This window comes from Enterobacter sp. FB (genome assembly GCF_000805795.1).
GTDB lineage: Bacteria > Pseudomonadota > Gammaproteobacteria > Enterobacterales > Enterobacteriaceae > Enterobacter > Enterobacter roggenkampii.
Genome location: NZ_JSZC01000013.1, coordinates 529,661 through 547,721 on the forward strand (window position 1 = coordinate 529,661; position 18,061 = coordinate 547,721).

17 protein-coding genes are annotated in these 18,061 nt (G+C 55.2%); 3 read left to right on the top strand and 14 right to left on the bottom strand.

The window, feature by feature from the left end:
• The first annotated feature begins 16 nt into the window (after positions 1 to 16).
• On the top strand, positions 17 to 2,194 hold the full coding sequence (gene dinG, locus PI91_RS09395) for an ATP-dependent DNA helicase DinG (protein WP_039266017.1): 2,178 nt from the start codon (positions 17 to 19) through the stop codon (positions 2,192 to 2,194).
• Here the strand turns inward: dinG and PI91_RS09400 are convergent.
• The 5 genes from PI91_RS09400 to PI91_RS09420 all read right to left on the bottom strand — a co-directional run bounded on the left by PI91_RS09400 (position 2,181) and on the right by PI91_RS09420 (position 7,541).
• Positions 2,181 to 2,684: a fimbrial protein gene (locus tag PI91_RS09400; protein ID WP_032656331.1), complete on the bottom strand. Its 504-nt coding sequence runs from the start codon at positions 2,682 to 2,684 to the stop codon at positions 2,181 to 2,183. The two genes, dinG and PI91_RS09400, sit on opposite strands and share 14 nt — an antisense overlap.
• Positions 2,681 to 3,667 (bottom strand): fimbrial protein, encoded by a 987-nt coding sequence (locus tag PI91_RS09405; RefSeq protein WP_032656491.1) that lies wholly within the window; start codon positions 3,665 to 3,667, stop codon positions 2,681 to 2,683. Before PI91_RS09405 ends, PI91_RS09400 begins: the two co-directional genes overlap by 4 nt.
• Positions 3,668 to 3,690: 23 nt before the next feature.
• Positions 3,691 to 6,234 carry a fimbria/pilus outer membrane usher protein gene (locus PI91_RS09410; protein WP_157841585.1) on the bottom strand — a complete coding sequence of 848 codons (2,544 nt, stop codon included), beginning with the start codon at positions 6,232 to 6,234 and terminating at the stop codon, positions 3,691 to 3,693.
• A gap of 26 nt (positions 6,235 to 6,260) precedes the next feature.
• Positions 6,261 to 6,935, bottom strand: a complete 675-nt coding sequence (locus PI91_RS09415) for a molecular chaperone (RefSeq protein ID WP_039266018.1) — start codon at positions 6,933 to 6,935, stop codon at positions 6,261 to 6,263.
• 69 nt (positions 6,936 to 7,004) lie between these two features.
• Entirely contained in the window at positions 7,005 to 7,541 is a 537-nt protein-coding gene (locus PI91_RS09420) for a fimbrial protein (protein WP_021240980.1), read from the bottom strand.
• A 256-nt stretch (positions 7,542 to 7,797) separates the two neighbouring features.
• On the opposite strand from PI91_RS09420, the gene ybiB reads away from it, so the two are divergent.
• The gene (gene ybiB / locus PI91_RS09425; protein ID WP_008501163.1) at positions 7,798 to 8,760 is read left to right on the top strand and encodes a DNA-binding protein YbiB; all 963 of its coding nucleotides are present in this window, start codon (positions 7,798 to 7,800) and stop codon (positions 8,758 to 8,760) included.
• Between the two features lie 118 nt (positions 8,761 to 8,878).
• On the opposite strand, the gene ybiJ is transcribed toward ybiB, so the two are convergent.
• From ybiJ to mcbA, 3 genes are all read right to left on the bottom strand, one after another.
• Positions 8,879 to 9,139 (bottom strand): DUF1471 family protein YbiJ, encoded by a 261-nt coding sequence (ybiJ, locus tag PI91_RS09430; protein WP_013097471.1) that lies wholly within the window; start codon positions 9,137 to 9,139, stop codon positions 8,879 to 8,881.
• A 285-nt stretch (positions 9,140 to 9,424) separates the two neighbouring features.
• Positions 9,425 to 9,691, bottom strand: coding sequence for a DksA/TraR family C4-type zinc finger protein (locus PI91_RS09435; protein ID WP_021240978.1), 267 nt, complete (start codon positions 9,689 to 9,691; stop codon positions 9,425 to 9,427).
• Between the two features lie 121 nt (positions 9,692 to 9,812).
• On the bottom strand, positions 9,813 to 10,079 hold the full coding sequence (gene mcbA / locus PI91_RS09440; protein ID WP_021240977.1) for a DUF1471 family periplasmic protein McbA: 267 nt from the start codon (positions 10,077 to 10,079) through the stop codon (positions 9,813 to 9,815).
• Between the two features lie 243 nt (positions 10,080 to 10,322).
• On the opposite strand from mcbA, the gene rlmF reads away from it, so the two are divergent.
• Complete coding sequence (rlmF, locus tag PI91_RS09450; RefSeq protein WP_032674421.1) at positions 10,323 to 11,234, top strand: 23S rRNA (adenine(1618)-N(6))-methyltransferase RlmF; 912 nt, start codon at positions 10,323 to 10,325, stop codon at positions 11,232 to 11,234.
• A 48-nt stretch (positions 11,235 to 11,282) separates the two neighbouring features.
• On the opposite strand, the gene ybiO is transcribed toward rlmF, so the two are convergent.
• From ybiO to rhtA, 6 genes are all read right to left on the bottom strand, one after another.
• Positions 11,283 to 13,496: a mechanosensitive channel protein gene (gene ybiO / locus PI91_RS09455; RefSeq protein WP_039266020.1), complete on the bottom strand. Its 2,214-nt coding sequence runs from the start codon at positions 13,494 to 13,496 to the stop codon at positions 11,283 to 11,285.
• A 124-nt stretch (positions 13,497 to 13,620) separates the two neighbouring features.
• The gene (gene glnQ, locus PI91_RS09460; RefSeq protein ID WP_008501169.1) at positions 13,621 to 14,343 is read right to left on the bottom strand and encodes a glutamine ABC transporter ATP-binding protein GlnQ; all 723 of its coding nucleotides are present in this window, start codon (positions 14,341 to 14,343) and stop codon (positions 13,621 to 13,623) included.
• Complete coding sequence (gene glnP, locus PI91_RS09465) at positions 14,340 to 14,999, bottom strand: glutamine ABC transporter permease GlnP (RefSeq protein ID WP_003858462.1); 660 nt, start codon at positions 14,997 to 14,999, stop codon at positions 14,340 to 14,342. Before glnP ends, glnQ begins: the two co-directional genes overlap by 4 nt.
• A 93-nt stretch (positions 15,000 to 15,092) precedes the next feature.
• Entirely contained in the window at positions 15,093 to 15,836 is a 744-nt protein-coding gene (gene glnH, locus PI91_RS09470) for a glutamine ABC transporter substrate-binding protein GlnH (protein WP_008501170.1), read from the bottom strand.
• A 362-nt stretch (positions 15,837 to 16,198) separates the two neighbouring features.
• Positions 16,199 to 16,702, bottom strand: a complete 504-nt coding sequence (gene dps / locus PI91_RS09475) for a DNA starvation/stationary phase protection protein Dps (RefSeq protein WP_008501171.1) — start codon at positions 16,700 to 16,702, stop codon at positions 16,199 to 16,201.
• A 299-nt stretch (positions 16,703 to 17,001) separates the two neighbouring features.
• Positions 17,002 to 17,889, bottom strand: a complete 888-nt coding sequence (gene rhtA / locus PI91_RS09480) for a threonine/homoserine exporter RhtA (RefSeq protein ID WP_008501172.1) — start codon at positions 17,887 to 17,889, stop codon at positions 17,002 to 17,004.
• Between the last annotated feature and the right edge of the window lie 172 nt (positions 17,890 to 18,061).

Sequence of the window (18,061 nt, forward strand, 5' to 3'; positions counted from 1 at the left end):
TATTTCAGGTTTTCCAATGGCTTTAACCGCGGCGCTGAAAGCGCAAATAGGCGCCTGGTATAAGGCGCTACAGCAGCAGATCCCCGATTTTATCCCCCGAGCGCCACAGCGGCAGATGATTGCCGACGTGGCAAAAACGCTCGCCGGGGACGACGGGCGACATCTGGCGATTGAAGCCCCGACCGGCGTCGGGAAAACCCTGTCGTATCTCATTCCCGGCATCGCCATCGCGCGGGAGGAGGACAAAACGCTGGTGGTCAGCACCGCCAACGTGGCCTTGCAGGACCAGATCTTCAGCAAAGATTTGCCCCTGCTGCGCAAAATCATCCCCGACCTGCGGTTTACGGCCGCCTTTGGCCGCGGGCGCTACGTCTGCCCGCGTAACCTGGCAGGGCTTGCCAGCAGCGAGGCGTCGCAACAGGATCTGCTGGCGTTCCTCGACGACGATCTCACGCCCAACAACAAAGCCGAGCAGGAGCTCTGCGCAACGCTGAAAGGCGATCTTGATGGCTATAAATGGGACGGCCTGCGCGATCACACCGATAAAGCCATCAGCGACGATCTGTGGCGCAGGCTCAGCACCGACAAGGCCAGCTGTCTGAACCGCAACTGTCACTACTACCGCGAATGCCCGTTCTTCGTCGCGCGGCGCGAAATTCAGGAAGCCGAAGTGGTGGTGGCTAACCACGCGCTGGTGATGGCGGCGCTGGAGAGCGAAGCGGTGCTGCCGGAGCCGAAAAACCTGCTGCTGGTGCTCGACGAAGGCCACCATCTGCCCGACGTGGCGCGCGACGCGCTGGAGATGAGCGCGGAAATTACCGCGCCCTGGTTCCGCCTGCAGCTGGATCTCTTCTGCAAGCTTGTCGCCACCTGCATGGAGCAGTTTCGCCCGAAAACCACGCCGCCGCTGGCGGTGCCGGAGCGTCTGAGCGACCACTGCGAAGAGGTTTACAGCCTTATCTCGTCTCTGAACAACATCCTGAATCTTTATCTTCCCGCAGCCCAGGAGGCGGAACACCGCTTTGCGATGGGCGAACTGCCGGAGGAGGTGATGGAGATTTGCCAGCAGCTGGCGAAGCATCTTGAAAAGCTGCGCGGGCTGGCGGAGATGTTCTTAAACGATCTCAGCGAGAAAACCGGCACCCATGACGTTGTTCGCCTGCACCGCATTCTGCTGCAAATGAACCGTGCGCTCGGCATGTTCGAAGCCCAGAGCAAGCTCTGGCGGCTGGCCTCGATGGCGCAGGCGTCGGGCGCGCCGGTCACCAAATGGGCCACCCGTGAAGTGCGCGACGGCCAGGTCCACCTGTTTTTCCACTGCGTGGGCATCCGCGTGGCCGATCAGCTGGAAAAGCTCATCTGGCGCAGCGTGCCGCACGTGGTCGTGACCTCCGCCACGCTGCGCTCCCTGAACAGCTTCTCGCGGCTGCAGGAGATGAGCGGCCTGAAAGAGAAAGCGGGCGATCGTTTTGTCGCGCTGGATTCGCCGTTTAACCACTGCGAGCAGGGTAAGCTGGTGATCCCGCGCATGAAGTATGAGCCGCTTATCGACAACGAAGAGCAGCACATTGCGGAGATGGCGGCCTACTTCCGCGAACAGGTTGAGAGCAGAAAGTACCCCGGTATGCTGGTGCTGTTTGCCAGCGGACGGGCGATGCAGCGTTTTCTGGAACATGTGACCGACCTGCGCCTGCTTCTGCTGGTCCAGGGCGACCAGCCCCGTTACCGGCTGGTGGAAACCCATCGCAAGCGCATCGATAACGGCGAGCGCAGCGTGCTGGTAGGATTGCAGTCCTTCACGGAAGGTCTGGATTTGAAGGGCGATTACCTGACGCAGGTGCATATTCATAAAATTGCCTTCCCGCCCATCGACAGCCCGGTCGTTATCACCGAGGGCGAGTGGCTGAAGAGCCTCAACCGCTATCCGTTTGAGGTGCAGAGTTTACCTGCCGCGTCGTTTAACCTTATTCAGCAGGTCGGGCGTCTGATCCGTAGCCACGGCTGCTGGGGGGAGGTGGTGATTTATGACAAGCGTCTGCTCACTAAAAATTACGGCCAACGGTTGTTAAACGCGCTGCCGATCTTTCCGATTGAACAGCCAGAGGTCCCCGAGGTAAAAAAACGCCCGGCAACACTGACCGCCGGGCGCAGGAAAAGCATCCGTGCTAAGGGGCGCGGTCCTACTGGTAAGTGAAGGTCACCTGCACCACGCTGCTGAACGTCCCTGTGCTCACCGGCATGGAGGTGGCGTAGTAGCGTGCGGCGAGTGGGAAATCGACGGTATGATCGCTTTGATTAACCAGGGCGCTGAAGCTAGCCTGCGGGGCAATCGTAATGCGATCCAGGCGGTCTGCCAGCTCCAGCGCCAGCCCGCCGGAGCTGCCCGTGCTGGCAAATTTCGTCGGGTGTGCGCTGTCTGCCTGGCCGTTAAAGGTCGCGGTGGCGAGCGTGGTGGTGGACGGGCATTTTGACAGCGTAAGGTCAAAATTCTTCCACTCCCCGGTATCCCCCACATCCTTAAAATCGCTGGAGGCGGCTTGTCCCAGATCGATGGTCAAATTCTGACTGGCGCTGTCTACCGAGCAGGTATTGGCGATGATATTGCCTCTCATCTGGATCGCGATCTCATCGGCATGCGCCTGCGTGAGAAGGCCTGCCAGTAGCAGTAAGGTGATTTTTTTCATTTATATCCCAACGTAATCGTGGCAATGCTGTTTGCTGTGCCGGGGGTGACGCTGGCTGCCGTTTGTTGATATGCGACCTCAAACGGAATCGCCAGCGGAACGTTCGCTTGTGCGATGGCTGCCGTATTTTTGTAGGTATCAAAGTCGGCGACTTCGCCATCGAACAACATGCGTACCCCTACACCGGTTGCCACGCCGCTCTCCTGAGTGAGTTTGATGACGCCGGGAAAATCTGTTTCATAACCGTTTGCGCTGGAAACCATGACTTCGGGCTGCACGGTGTCGTTGCAGTTGACGGTAACGTCGAACGTCTGAGGCGACGTCAGGGTTCCTGTCCCGGTGAAGTCGCTGACCGGGAAATCGCCCAGCGTTACGGTAAGGCTTTTCGGCGAAACGGAGCAGGTGACTTCGTTGAACGTGACGTTACCTGAATAGGAAATGGTGTTCGGACTGCCTATGCCCTCCTGATTGTAAACGCCAAGCCCAAACTCCGTCTGAGCCTGAGAAAGCGAACCTGAGGACACCGTGGAGCTGGTTTTCACCAGCTCCAGAGTCACGTCAAAATTGAACGAGAGCTGTCCATCTGAAGAGAGATACCCCACCGGCGTATTGCGGGAATCACAGTGGACGCCACCGGCCCCCTGGATGCGTTGCCCCTGATCGTTCATCAGGGCGATACCAATCCCGGCGACACCAGAGTCGTACACGCCCGGCAGGCCCGGTATTTCTGAACCGGAACCATAATAGCAGGCCACTATTTCCATCCCCGGGCTGTAGGTGCTGGAGCAATTCCCGGCAACGTGCACCGTCTGCTCTGAACCCGGAATGGTCGCGCCAACGGCCAGCGAGGTGGGAACAGAGATGGAGGCCACATCAATCATCTTTGGCATATCCGGTGACGTGCATGACGCTTTCGCGTGCGGCATGAAAAATGCGGATATTCCCAGCACTAACAATAAAAAACTCTGTTTAACGATTTGCATCATCTTTCGTCTCAGCCAGTGCATTACTGACATGGTGCGGCAGCGGTAATAATGCCGGATTTATCTCTCTCTTCAGCCAGCGCGTACTGCGCGATGCATTGTTCGCTGGCATTGTCACCCCACGCAACGGAGAGTTTTCCGCGTGCGGGAAGACCGGAGAGGTACGTTTGGCCATCGGAGCCAACGATAAATTCGCTGTCCTTATCCTCAGTAGTCACCGTCGCGCCGAAGGGCAGCGGTTTACCCTTTTGCGTAAGCGTCATCAGGACGCGGTTACCCACGCGGGTGTTAAAGCTGGCGCGCACCACGGCCCCGCGGGTTGGCGTCACGATCTGCGCCGCGTGGGTGACGTCGGCGTTGTCCGGTAGCGTTTCGGTATCCAGCGCGATGGTGTTGTGGCGATACGCGGTAACAAACGGCACGACGGTGTAGCCGCGGAAGTCGGTCTCGACGCCCGTCTGGTTCGTGATATGGGTTCCGTGCGTGCCCGGCGCTTTCACCAGCGCGATGGTGTCACCGAGCGGCTGGCTCAGGGTTATTCCGTTCGCATGGGCAACCACGCCGCCCTGCAAACCGACGTTCACGGTCTGCTGATATTTATCCTGACTGACGCCTGCGCTCACTTCACCATAGGTCGCTTTATAATCGGCGTTGATGCTGGTGGAGTTACCGCTGCCGGTGCTGCTCAGCCCTTCCTGGATGTTCCAGTTCAGGTTGTCCTCTTTCAGCGCCGTGCCGTTCAGGCCGATGTTCTGCGTCGTGCCGTCTTTGGTGTTGTTCAGGTTGTAGGTGGCCCAGGTGTTATGCATCCAGCGGTCCAGCGGCACCGAGACGCTCAGCGAGAACTGGTTGTCGTTTGTCACCTCGTTACCGTCTTCATCGCTGTCCCGGGTGTTTTTGTTCATGCTGTAGCTGAGGCTGTAGCTCACCCCGTGCCAGCTATTGTTGTAGCTGACGCTCATCGAGGTCATGTTCTGACTCTGACTCCAGTACGTCTCTTTCACCATGCTCAGGGTGACGGATCCCCAGCCTTCCGGCAGCGTCTGGTCGATGGTGGCTTCGGTTCGGGCGCGGCGCTGCTGCGGTGCAGACCAGTCGTCGGAGCGGGTATATGACTCCATGGTGTCTTCAAGGGTGTAAAACCCTTTGCTGTTATAGCGATAGCCGGCCAGCGAGAAGTTGGTGCCTGACCGGGCGATGTCTTTGCTATAGCGCACGCGCCACGACTGGCCTTTGCTGGCCTGCTGTTTTTTCAACAGAGCCTTCGCGCGGGTCACGTCAAGGGAGAAGGCGCCTAAATCGCCCATGTTTTTCCCGACGCCAGCCGCCTGAGACTGGTAATGGCTGCTCTGCTGCACGCCACCGTAGGCGGTGAAACCGTAGGGTAAACCGTAGATGGCGCTGCCCTGGGCAAACGGGGTCTTCTCGACGTCGTTGTCATAAGAACGGTAGCGTCCGGCAGTCACGCTGTAGCGCAGATTTTTTTCACGCTGCAATACCGGCACGGAGGCAAACGGCACAACGAAATGGCTTTCGCTGCCGTCGGTCTCTTTCACGGTGACCTGGAGATCGCCGCTGCTGCCGGTGGGGTAGAGATCGTTAATTTCGAACGCGCCGGGGGCGACCGTATTCTGATAAATGATGTAACCGTTCTGGCGTACCACCACCTGCGCGTTACTGTGGGCGGTGCCGCGAATAATGGGGGCGTAGCCTTTTTCACTGTCCGGCAGCATGTCGTTATCGGATTTCAGCTCCACGCCGGTGTAGGGTACGCTGTCAAAAACGTCGGAAGGCGAGGAACTCTGGCCGACGGTGAGGTCGCTTTTCATCGCCACCATATCGCGTTGCGCGTAGGTATATACGGAGGTGAATTTTTGGTCCTCCTCGTTACCCGTGGTGCTGCGATTCCAGGTGGAATAGTTGCGAATGCGCCATGCGCCAATGTTCAAACCCGGACGCAGGTTAACGTACTGGCTGCTGTTATCCTGTTCACCCGGCTGGCGCGCATGGCTTTGGCTGGCATTTGCACTGTAGTTAAGCAGGCCCGCGTTAATTCCTTCGTCAAACTCTTTTGGGTCAATGTAGCCGCGAGGCACCTGACCGAGCGCCGACTGGGGAATGCTCAGCAGCAGTTGCTGGTTGCGAACGCGGAAAGTCGCGGATGCCGCAGGGATGGCGTGTAAATCGGCGCACTGGCCTTTGGCTTTCAGCTGCGGATATTTTTGGGTCTTGATCCCGAGGCTTTTTAAATCGTCCACGTTAAAGCAAGGTTGCAGCGTGCTGTTGCCGTGATCGTCTTTCTGCAGCGTAAAGGTGACATCGCGGGTATCAATTTTATTATTATTGATAAACACCGTAACCTGATATTTACCCGGCGCCTGACCTGGGCCTTTTTCATAGACGGATAAATCGGTTTTTCCCTGCTGGGGATTATCAATATCCAGCAGGGCAGGGTTAAAATAATCATCAGCCATAACCTGATGCGCAAAGATCGCCATTACCAGGCCAAAAAGAATGACCAGCAATGACGAAAATCGGCAGGTGAACGGCTTTTTATGGCTGTACATGATTATTTTATTACCGGGGAAAAGTATTAATGAACGGATTTCGACCAGGTATGGCTGATGCTGCCGTAATCAGTAATAATGGAATACGTCACGTTCGAGCCTCTGACATTACCCGGTATGGCAAAATGCGTTTCTGTTTTTGGAGCGGCCCAGGTCGCTTTCGTCACTTTCTGACCATTCAGGGTGACCGCCTGGAAATTCATATAAAACGGCGTGGGGTTATTCACCACCAGCTCGTTACCTTCGCGACGCCATTCAAGCTTATCGGCCACGTCTTCTGGTCTGCCTTTTACCGCAGAGGGGCGATACAGCAATTTAATACGGGTATTAATCGCAATTTGCAGCGTATTCACGCCTTCCACCTGCTTTGAGGAAGGGATCGCTTTAATATTCAACCAGTACAGGGATTCCCTGTCTTCAGGCAAATTTCCGCCCGTACGTACCACGCGCAGAACGTTATCTTCTTTCGCATCCAGACGGAAAAGCGGCGGGGTGATGAGGAACGGGGCTTTGGCCAGGTTTTTACCGCCGGAATCAACCCAGGACTGCACCAGATAATCCGTCGCATCTGGATTTGAAAGACCAAGAGATGATTCCTTTTTATCTCCCTGGTAGACCAGACGGGTGCCATTAATAATGACGCCCGCATGTGCAGTGGCGGCTACCAGTAAAAGCGTGCTCAGTAAATAACCGTGGCGCATACAGATTTCTCAATAAATAGATGAGATATTAATGCCCGCAAAAGCATTAATATCTCAGGATTGATAAGATCAGTTATAAATAACGGTGAAGGTCGATACAGAGTTAGCAGGGCCTGCGGTGATCGCAGCGCCGGTTTGGATATAACGGGCACCAAATTCCAGATCGTTAACCGCCGTACCGGAGGTTAATTGATACTGCTGCGATGGCGTATACAGGCTGACAGGCTGCTCTGAGGCATCAACCAGCTGAATTGCCACACCGGTCGCCGCATCGCTATCTGGCGTTAAGGCCAGCGTAGCGTTGTTATTCGCATCTGGCGTACCGCCGAAATTAATGGCTGCGGAGGTGACCGTGTCGGGACAATTCGTTAACTGAATATCAAACTTCGTTAATGTGCTGGTAGAGCCAGCACCGGTAAATACCGTTTTAGACACTTTTCCCAGCTGAACATTTAATGGATTACTTAATCCATTCACGACCTGACAAGCAGAATCGATAATTTCACCGGTGAAATTGATCTGACCTTCACCGTTTGTTGCCGCAAACGTGGATGCAGAACATCCCACCGCTGCGGCGATGATTAAACCTAAAGCAACCTTGTTCATAACAAATCCTGATATGTTTCTGGTGAGAGCGTTGCCTGGACGTTTTCACCGTTGACCCTTAATGACTTTCCGCTGGTTATTTAAACAAATAATGGTGCATTAAGAATCTTCTGCTGGAATCACAAATAATTGAAATAATGCTTGAGTTTCATTTTTATCCTTAAAAACAGAACGTTGATGATGTAGAAAAAAACTAACGTCCGAACGTTTAACAGGGCTATATTGTTACCAGAAGGATATTTTCAGGAGAGATGTCGTGGATTATCGCAAGATTATCAAAGAGGTAGGCAGGGGCAAAAACCACGCCCGCGATCTGGACCATGAAACTGCTCGCGCCCTGTATACCCGAATGCTCGATGGCGAGGTACCTGACCTGGAGATGGGCGGCATCCTGATTGCGCTGCGTATCAAAGGCGAAGGCGAAGCGGAGATGCGCGGTTTTTACGAGGCGATGCAGGCACAAACGCTGCGCCTGACGCCGCCGGTGGCAAAACCGATGCCGATTGTCATCCCGAGCTATAACGGCGCGCGCAAGCAGGCAAACCTCACTCCGCTGCTGGCGATCTTATTGCATAAGCTGGGGTTCCCGGTGGTGGTTCACGGGGTCAGCGAAGATCCCACCCGCGTATTGACGGAGACCATTTTCGGCATGTTGGGGATTGAGCCAACGCGTCATGCAGGACAGGCGCAGGCGAAGCTGGATGGCCATCAGCCGGTTTACATCCCCGTCGGAGCCCTGTGCCCGCCGCTGGAAAAGCAGCTGGATATGCGCTGGCGGATGGGCGTGCGCAACAGCGCCCACACCCTGGCGAAGCTGGCGACGCCGTTTGCAGAAGATGCTGCATTGCGCCTTTCCAGCGTATCGCACCCGGAATACGTGGGGCGTGTCGGGAAATTTTTTGAGGAGATTGGCGGCAGGGCGCTGCTGATGCACGGTACAGAAGGTGAGGTGTATGCCAATCCACTGCGCTGCCCTCAGCTGATGCTGATCGATTCTGCCGGTACGCGCGCTGTTCTGGCGCGCGGGGAAGAGAATACGGACGTCATTCTCCCTGAAGCGAAAGACCCGCACACCACCGCGCACTGGATTGAACAGTGCCTCGCCGGAAACGTGCCTGTGCCGCAGTCCATTAAGCTGCAGATGGCCTGCTGCCTGCTGGCAACCGGGGAAGTTGATACGGTCGAGGCCGGTCTCAAACGCGTGGACGCGGCGTTTTAGGCAAAAAAAAGCCCGTCCAGTGGCGGACGGGCAAGCAAGGGTAACAAACAACAGGGTCAATGAGGGTTGGAGCAGCTCACCAGAGGGTTTGGCGAGGGGACAGCATTCATTCAGGCGATTATTTGTAGATAACCGCGGTACCGCTCAGCTTGTTATTGCCGTTAGCGGAGGTAATGGTGTATCCGCTTGCACCGGCAGCAGCCGCTTTCTCAGCCAGTTTGGCTTCCAGACCGTCCAGGGTGGTCGCGCCATCAGCACTCACCACACCGACTTTGTTCATGTTCTGTGCCTGAGCAGAAGAGACTGGCTCAACGGCGAAAGCGCCGAAAGACAGAGCGGACAGGGCAACAGCAGCTACAGCATATTTGATGGTTTTCATAAGTAATCTCTCGCAGGTGTTTCTGTTAAGGGGACGATGTTCCGTCGATGTGATGAGTATCACGTTTTTTCTTGAGAGATAAAATCGAAGAGAATTGACGTGGTCAATCAAAAAAATTGAATGACAAATAACTTATTGATTACTAATAAATTCAAAGTGGCGCTTTACACTTCTTGTGGATGCGCTTTACAGAACAAAAATGAAGGGCACATTTTGCTACGCGGTTCGCTAAAAATCGTGAGCGTAAAGGTAAGCGCCCCGGCGGTTAACTTAGGTAAAGGAAAGTCAACGTAACTGGCTGTCTTTCGAACCTCTGCGATTATAACCTGAATGTGAAGCATTTTTTGAATCTTTATTCTGCTGACACGTAATGCATAACCTTACGCCTGGCATGGCTTTTCGCCGCGCCTCCGGGATCGGTTCTCCACACTCTTCGCACTCCTCCAGGCTTTCGCCGCGCGGGATTTCACCGCGAGCGCGCGCAACCGCATCTTCAATCGTACTGTTGATCTGTTCGTTTACGGCATCATCATTCGCCCAACCGGAAGCCATAGCATCCTCCTGAAATGGTGTTATGCCCTGCTTTTAATATGGGGTTAAAAAATGAACAATCAAGGCGAGGAAGAGAGCAAACTGCATCTGGCAGGCAGATGCAGTCATGGGGTGGGGCAGATTATTTATAGATGGTCGCTGTGCCGTACATATGGTTATCTCCGCCAGCGGAATTCACCACGAAGCCTTTTGCACCTTCCTGGCGGGCTTTTTCCGCCAGTTTATTCTGCAGATCGTCCAGGTTACTGGCGCGGCTTACGGAGACGGTGCCTGCAGGTTGAAGCTGGCTGGTGTCGGTACTCTGGGTCAGCGACTGAACGGCCATCGCAGAAAATGACGCGGTCGTCAGGGCGGCGGCGATAACAACAAGGGTCAGGTACTTTTTCATAATCACATCCTCATGAGGAAACAACAGGTGATTCCCCTTAAGTTTAGAAGCCTGACGAGTGTGACTTAGCGCAAATATTTGATGATGATCTGCTTATTTTTTGAACGATAAAAATTGACATTGCGCTGACAGATCATAGACATAAAGGTGTTTGATTTATGGCGGCTTTTTAAGCGCCGCAGAGAAAGATTTACCGTTGGGCCTGCAAAGGGTATCTTACGCCGCTGTTTAAAGGAGAACGCCATGACTTCCCAAAAGCCGGGATTGCACCCACGAAACCGCCACCGCAGCCGCTACGACATGAATGCGTTATGCCTGAGCTGCCCGCCGCTGCAGGACTACATTGTCCAGACCCCCGCGGGTGAACCTTCGGTCAACTTTGCTGACCCCCAGGCGGTTAAAATGTTGAACAAAGCGCTGCTCGCACACTACTACGGTGTGGCGAACTGGGATATTCCGGAAGGCTTTCTCTGTCCACCCGTTCCGGGCCGCGCGGATTACCTTCATCACCTTGCCGATCTTCTGGCTGAAGACCGTGATGGCATTATTCCTCAGCAGGCGACCGTGCTGGATATCGGCACCGGGGCGAACCTGATTTACCCGCTGATCGGCGCGCATGAGTATCACTGGCGCTTTACCGGAAGCGAAATCGGTGCCGAGGCCTTCGCCAGCGCCCAGGCGATTATCAACGCGAACCCGGGATTAAGCCGCGCCATTCGCCTGCGTCGTCAGAAAGAGGCCGCCTCAATCTTCAACGGCATTATTCATAAAAATGAAACCTATGACGCCACGATGTGCAACCCGCCGTTCCACGATTCGGCGGCAGCGGCCCGCGCGGGCAGCGAGCGCAAGCGCCGCAACCTGGGTCAGGCTGAAGACGCCGCGCTGAACTTCGGCGGTCAGCAGCAGGAGCTGTGGTGTGAAGGCGGCGAGGTGGCCTTTATCCTGCGCATGATTGCGGAAAGCAAGCAGTTTGGCCGTCAGGTGAAGTGGTTTACGACGCTGGTTTCCCGCGGAGATAACCTGCCGCCACTTTACCGCGCGCTCACCGAAGCGGGCGCGGTGAAAGTAGTGAAAAAAGAGATGGCGCAGGGCCAGAAGCAAAGCCGCTTTATCGCCTGGTCATTTATGGACGATAACAAACGTCGCAAATAGCGCTGCGTCGCAGGCCGGGTCAGGCGACGCCGCCACCCGGCAACCCGGCTACAGCGTCGGCTCCTGCGGAGGGAGCGGCGCTGCGGGCGGCGGCAGGACCTGATACGTCTGTACCGGCATCCGCACGTTCGCCAGATCGAAGTGCTTTTTCACCATGCTGTCGAGCGCAAAGCGCACCGTCCACTGCTTCAGCGGCTGGGTGGTGAACGACACGCGCAGGGTAAAGGCCGTGTTCGTCAGCCCGACAATGCCGGCAAATGACGGCTCGCCAATCACCAGCCCGCGAATATCTTCCATCTGCATCAGCTCTTCTACCGCATCGCGCAGCGCCTGCTTCGCTTTATCGGCATCCTCATGACGGTCCACATCGTAGTTCGCCACCACGGAACCAATGCCGCGCACAAAGTTGGCAAAGGTGGTGATCGAAGACCAGGGGATGATGTGGTACGCCCCGGTATCCTGACGCACGCCCACCGAGCGAATCGACATCCGCTCCACCGTGCCGGTCAGCGGCCCGATGGTCACCAGATCGCCCGTGTTCATCCCGTTCTCAAACTGGATAAAGATGCCGGTAATAATATCCTTCACCAGCGTTTGCGACCCGAAGGAGATCGCCAGCCCCAGGGCACCTGCACCGGCCAGCAGCGGGGCGATATTCACCCCGATTTCTGACAGCACAATCATGATGGTGATGGTACTGATGATGACCGCCAGCGCGTTGCGGAACAGCGTCAGCAAGGTGCGGGCCCGCGCGCTGGGCAGGGGCCTGCCGTGAATATCTGACACCAGACGGTTCTCGATGAGGCTCGCCAGCAGCGTCCAGCCGACGGCAGAGAAGAACAAAATCAGCACTATGCGAATCAGAATGTCGACCGTTTTTTCACCTGCGCCGTTGTGCAGCCAGTTCCAGAAATCAAACAGGCTCCACGCGTTAAGGAGCAGCATGATCGCCACGCAGACGGTGAGAATGCGCGCCACCTTGAGGGATACCGACATCCAGCCGTTCACCCGTTTTTGCAGTTCCGGGTAATTACGCTGTACCTGCGGCGACAGGGTGATGGTTTTCGAGATCCAGCGCGACAGCAGCCCCGAGACAAATGCCGCGATGCCGATAATGGCCAGGCTTTTGAATGTTGCCCCCATCATAAATTTCAGGCTGTTTCCCGGGTCGAACAGCGAGAAGAAGCACAATACGATGAAGTAGGCGCTTGCCAGCCAGTGCCACACCAGGGCGAATGCGCGAATAAACAGGCTGAAGAACGAGAGGGAACGATCGGCCAGATGCAGCAGGCTCTCAGTGATGGTCTTTTTATTGTGGAAGATAAGGTACAGCGACCAGACGGTAATGCAGAGCATGATAATGACGTTTGCCAGCGCGCCAAACTGGACGTTCACCTGGTTGGAGATGATCGGCACGGCAACCAGCAGACCGTAGCCAATCAGCCCGCTGAGCACGCTCAGGCGCAGCGCCCAGTATGTTGCGCTCTCGTCCCGAATGGAGAAGGGACGCAGCGCCGGCACGTGAGGGCAAAAGAGTAACCGCAGCAGCGCCTTGAAGAACTCAATCAGGGCAAAGGCATTCAGGAAAAGCGACTGCTGGAAGGCGATGGTTTTGTTGCCCGCGTTCAGCCTGTCGGCCAGCATCTGGCCTAAGAACAGCGTCAGCGCCAGCAGCAGTAAATCGATGATAAACGCTGAGGCGATCATCAGCGGCAGGTGCAGCCAGCTGCTTTTCTGCTGATTCTTTCTGCGTCCCCATTGCCCCATTTTGCGGTACAGCGGCCACGCGCACAGGCGCACCAGCCAGTACAAAAGGAAGACTGCACCGGCCAGCATCAGGAACTGCATGGCGGCGGCGGTAAACGTTTGTGGGTTAAACGGCTTATGCGGTGAGCCAATCAGGTTGCGGTAGAGCTGGGCAAAGCGCGAGGAGAGCGCTTCCCCATAGTGGCGGCTCACGTCAGTGACATTTTCCAGCACCGTTTTTTGCTCCTCCTCCTGCGGAGGGGTGAGGGTCGGAACGGTTTCCTGGGGCGGCGTGGCGGCGGCTTTGCGCAACTGCTCGATTAATTCCTTTCGGGAGGTGTCGTTCTCAAGAACGTCGGCAAGCGCGCCGTAAGCCGCTTTCTTCTGTTCAACATCCGGTTCCGGAGGGGGCGTACTTTGCTGGCTGGCGGTTGTTCCGGTGGTCACACCGGGGATCGCGACGGCGAACGATGGCGCACTAAACAGGCTAATCAACAGCAACAGGATCCACGGCACGGCGTCCTCCGGTGAAAATGTCGAACAAAATGATAAGTATAGAAGTCGGGACGCGGAGGGGGATTTTTGGGAACAATCTGGCGTAAAAAAGCCGGGCAGGCCCGGCTTAGCGTAAAGCGAGGGATCAGGAGACGTGCTGCAGGAACTCCTGCAAACGCGGGCTCGGCGGGTTCGCAATCAATTCCTGCGGGTTACCGTCTTCCGCGATACGGCCTTTATCAATAAAGATCAGGCGGGATGCCACTTTCTCCGCGAAGCCGATTTCGTGGGTCACGATAACCATCGTCATCCCTTCTTCCGCCAGATCCTGCATGACCTTCAGCACCTCGTGACGCAGCTCCGGGTCGAGTGCGGACGTAGGCTCATCAAACAGCATCAGCTTCGGCTTGACCGCCAGCGCGCGGGCAATCGCCACGCGCTGCTGTTGACCACCGGACAGCTCGGAAGGATAGTGATGGGCGCGTTCAGCCAGGCCGACTTTCGCCAGCAGATCTTTCGCCAGCGCTTCTGCCGCCGCTTTGTTGGCACCGCGCACGCGCAGCGGGCCAAACATCACGTTCTCCAGCGCCGTCAGGTGCGGGAACAGGTAGAACTGCTGGAACACCATGCCCGCTTCCTGACGAATCAGACGGTCATCCACTTTCGGGTCATTCACCTTCAGACCGTCGACAATCAGGTCGCCGCTGGTGATCTCTTCCAGCTTGTTGATGCAGCGCAGCAGGGTCGACTTACCGGAGCCGGATGGCCCGATAATCACCACCACTTCACCCTGTTTGATGTTCAGATCGATATTGTGCAGCACCTGGGTTGGGCCAAAGTGCTTGGAAACGTTTTTAAATTCAATCACAGGATTTTCATCCTTCTTTCAAGACGACGCAGAACGAAGCTCAGAACCAGAGTAATGATCAGGTAGACAACGGCCACCGCACTCCAGATTTCCAGCGCGCGGAAGTTGCCAGCAATGATCTCCTGTCCCTGACGGGTCAGCTCGGCCACGCCGATAACAATAAACAGCGACGTATCTTTAATGCTGATGATCCACTGGTTACCCAGCGGTGGCAGCATGCGACGCAGCGCCAGCGGCAGAATAACGTGGCGGATCGTTTCGCGACGTGAAAGGCCTAATGCCAGACCGGCTTCACTGAACCCTTTATGAATCGACAGCACCGCACCGCGGGTAATTTCCGCAATGTAGGCGCCCGAGTTAATCATAATGGTGACGACGGCGGCGCTGAACGGGTCGATGCGCAGGTCGGTGAATGCCATAGGCAGGGCGAAGTAGATGAACATGACCTGCACGACAATGGGGGTGCCGCGGATCACTTCGATGAAAACCAGTGCGATGTGGTTTGCAATCCAGCCACCGTAGGTGCGGGCGAAACCGGCGACAAGACCGATAATCAACCCGCCAACCAGACCCAGGACCGAAATCCACAGGGTCATTTTAGCGCCTTCAAGCAAGAGTGGAATGGCAGGCCAGATGGCGCTCCAGTCAAACTGCATGATGTATTCCTGTATACCGTGGTGAAAAACGAAAAACGTAGGCCCGGTAAGCGGCAGCGCCACCGGGCGTTACAAACCTGAATTCAGGTGAAATTATTTAGGCTCGGTACCGAACCATTTTTTGTAGATTTCGTTATAGGTGCCGTTCTCTTTCAGCGTTTTCAGCGCGCCGTTAACTTTCGTGCGCAGGTCGTCGCTGCCTTTCGGGAAGGCGATACCGTACTGCTGAGCTTCCAGAGATTCGCCCACAGATTTGAACTTGCCGTTGCCCGCGGTTTTGATGAAGTACAGGATGTTTGGCGTGTCGTGCAGCACTGCGTCAGCGCGGCCGGTACCCAGCTCCATGTACGCATTGTCGATGTTCGGGAACTGGCGCAGGTCTTTAGTTTTGATATTCGCTTTCGCGTAATCAACTGACCCGGTGCCGCTCTTCACTGCCACCACTTTGCCGTCGAGATCTTTCACGCTTTTTACGTCGTTATTATCGGCTTTGACCATCACCAGCAGGCCGCTTTTGTAGTAGCCGTCAGAGAAGTCGATCGCTTTTTTACGCTCGTCGGTAATGGTGATACCCGCCAGCGCCAGATCAACGTTCTTGGTTTGCAGTGCCGGGATGATGCCGCTGAAGTCCATCGGCTTCAGGGTATAATCCAGCTTGAGTTCTTTTGCGACTGCGGCCCACAGATCCACATCAAAACCAACGTATTTATCACCCTGTTTGAATTCAAACGGAACGAACGCCGTGTCGGTCGCCACAACCAGTTTGTCGGCAGCCTGAGAGGACACCGCAAAAGCCAGGGTAAGTGCAGCCAGTGAAACTTTTAATACAGACTTCATAGCATTTCCTTTTATATCCACGGGGCGATCCCCTGCGAGAACAGGTGGCACAATGAAAAAATCGTGCCAACTTTACAAGCTGTTGTTTTGCAAAGGGGATGATGTCATGCATTGCACAATAAATGGGGCAATGAGGTTTTATTGCACCAAAGTGGAGCACTGTTTTGGTGCGCCTCGTTTGGCTCAACTGACGGGGAGATATTTAGCGTAAATTCTGACGAAAAAACAATCTTCCGTTAACGGTTGTGTGAGGTGATTATTACAATTTCTTCACTTTTGCACGTTCTCAGGCAAAAAACGTGCACCATAGATGTGCAAAACCCTCACCGGAAGGCGAGGGTTTGATAGAAAATTCGTATGAATTATTCGATGTTAGATTCGATGAACCACAGGAACTGATCCAGATCGCGGGACGCGGCGGTGAAGATATCTGCGGTATCTTCGTCTTTCGCTTCGCTAATCGCTTTGCGCACATCGTTCGCCACAATCGCGTAGCGGTCCGCCAGCTCTTTCAGGTGATCCTGAACGGTATGGATATCCAGCGGATAGCTTTTCAGCGGGGTTTTGCTGTTGATCACCTGTGTGGTACCCAGCGCCACGCCGCCTAACTGAACGGCACGTTCAGCCATTGTATCGAGGTGGGTAACCAGTGCTGTGCGGAAGCCATCCAGCATTTCATGAACGGCAATAAAGTTTGCACCGCGCATATTCCAGTGGGCCTGTTTGGTGATCAGCGAAAGATCGATGAACTGGATCACCTGGCGATTCAGCAACTCAATGGTCGCTTTTTTGTCGCTGTCCGATACATCGTTACGGGTATAAAGCAGATTAGACGCTTTCGTTTTCACCAGTTTAGCGGTACTCATAATCTCATATCCTCTTGATGTTTATGTCCCAGGTAATTACGGAACTAAGTATAGCACCGGATTTTTCCTCTGCGGTTTGGCTGTGCCTATCGGTTTAATAGCGAGAAGGAGGTTGAGAAATTAATGTATTGAAAATATTGAATAATTTTTAAATTGATACAGATCAATCTTAATTGCTGAATGAGGAAGTCAGCGCAGAGGGATATTTAGCTGGCAGGAATCAGAGTGTAAGAAATTATAACGACTGTCTTTTTGGCCTTTATTCTGCATGGCGTGGAAGCCATGCAGAATATATGGCCTTAGTTGATATCCACTTTCTCAACTTTAGGTTCGGGGCGCATGGTGAGCGTCGATCCCATTGATGCCGCGATAATCGAGCAGAGCGCCAGCGTCTGGGTCAATGTCAGGGTTTCACCGAGAAACACCATCCCGGAAATGGCTGCAAGCGCAGGCTCCATGCTCATCAGGGTGCCAAATATGCGCGTCGGCAGACGCGTAAGGGCAATCATCTCCAGAGAGTAGGGGAGTGCGGTAGAGAGAATCGCAACCGCCAGCCCGATGGGCATGACGGACCATTGCCAGATCGATTCTGTCGCCTGCGCCATGCCGATGGGCACAAACACGATGGCCGCAATCAGGGAACCCAGCGCCACCGTTGCCGGTCCGTGCTCTTCCCCTGCGCGCTGCCCGGTGAGGATATAGACAGCCCAGCAGGCACCTGCGCCCAGCGCCAGCGCTGCGCCCGTCAGGTCAATCTCAGAAACGCTTTGGCCCAGCGGCAGCAGGAACCATAAGCCCAGTACGGCCAACACGACCCAGATAAAATCGACCGGACGTCGGGAGGAGAACAGCGCCACCGCCAGCGGGCCGGTAAACTCCAGCGCGACGGCAATACCCAGCGGTATCGTCTGGATGGAGAGATAGAACAGGTAGTTCATCGCCCCCAGGGAGAGTCCATAAAACAGCAGCGGTAAACGCTGCTCCTTTTTAAAGCGCAGTCGCCACGGTTTGAAAATGACCACCAGTATCGCCGTGCCCAGAACAATACGCAGGGCGGTCACCCCGGGCGCGCCAACCAGTGGAAAAAGCGATTTTGCCAGCGAGGCGCCGCTTTGAATGGACAACATGGCAATGAGTATGACTGCAACCGGCAACCAGACCGACGACGTGCGGGATAACCCAGGCATCCTTTCTCCTGTCAGCTTATGTCAAATGAGGTAAAGGTTGCAGTGTAAAGGAAATATGCGGCGACGGTTGAGGCGCTGTTGAAAAAAAAGCAGGTGAAATCCGTAAAATGGATAAGCGCTGGTGGATTTATCGCCTGTCAGATTAGGAATAATCTGGATGAATGTAACGGCG

Coding starts and splice junctions, on each gene's coding strand:
- PI91_RS09435 (WP_021240978.1), bottom strand. CDS start 9,691: ATGGCTTCCGGTTGGGCGAATGATGATGCCGTAAACGAACAGATCAAC.
- glnP (WP_003858462.1), bottom strand. CDS start 14,999: ATGCAGTTTGACTGGAGCGCCATCTGGCCTGCCATTCCACTCTTGCTT.
- PI91_RS09415 (WP_039266018.1), bottom strand. CDS start 6,935: ATGCGCCACGGTTATTTACTGAGCACGCTTTTACTGGTAGCCGCCACT.
- PI91_RS09405 (WP_032656491.1), bottom strand. CDS start 3,667: ATGCAAATCGTTAAACAGAGTTTTTTATTGTTAGTGCTGGGAATATCC.
- PI91_RS09420 (WP_021240980.1), bottom strand. CDS start 7,541: ATGAACAAGGTTGCTTTAGGTTTAATCATCGCCGCAGCGGTGGGATGT.
- PI91_RS09410 (WP_157841585.1), bottom strand. CDS start 6,234: ATGTACAGCCATAAAAAGCCGTTCACCTGCCGATTTTCGTCATTGCTG.
- PI91_RS09400 (WP_032656331.1), bottom strand. CDS start 2,684: ATGAAAAAAATCACCTTACTGCTACTGGCAGGCCTTCTCACGCAGGCG.
- mcbA (WP_021240977.1), bottom strand. CDS start 10,079: ATGAAAAAGTACCTGACCCTTGTTGTTATCGCCGCCGCCCTGACGACC.
- rhtA (WP_008501172.1), bottom strand. CDS start 17,889: ATGCCTGGGTTATCCCGCACGTCGTCGGTCTGGTTGCCGGTTGCAGTC.
- rlmF (WP_032674421.1), top strand. CDS start 10,323: ATGACTTCCCAAAAGCCGGGATTGCACCCACGAAACCGCCACCGCAGC.
- dinG (WP_039266017.1), top strand. CDS start 17: ATGGCTTTAACCGCGGCGCTGAAAGCGCAAATAGGCGCCTGGTATAAG.
- dps (WP_008501171.1), bottom strand. CDS start 16,702: ATGAGTACCGCTAAACTGGTGAAAACGAAAGCGTCTAATCTGCTTTAT.
- ybiJ (WP_013097471.1), bottom strand. CDS start 9,139: ATGAAAACCATCAAATATGCTGTAGCTGCTGTTGCCCTGTCCGCTCTG.
- glnH (WP_008501170.1), bottom strand. CDS start 15,836: ATGAAGTCTGTATTAAAAGTTTCACTGGCTGCACTTACCCTGGCTTTT.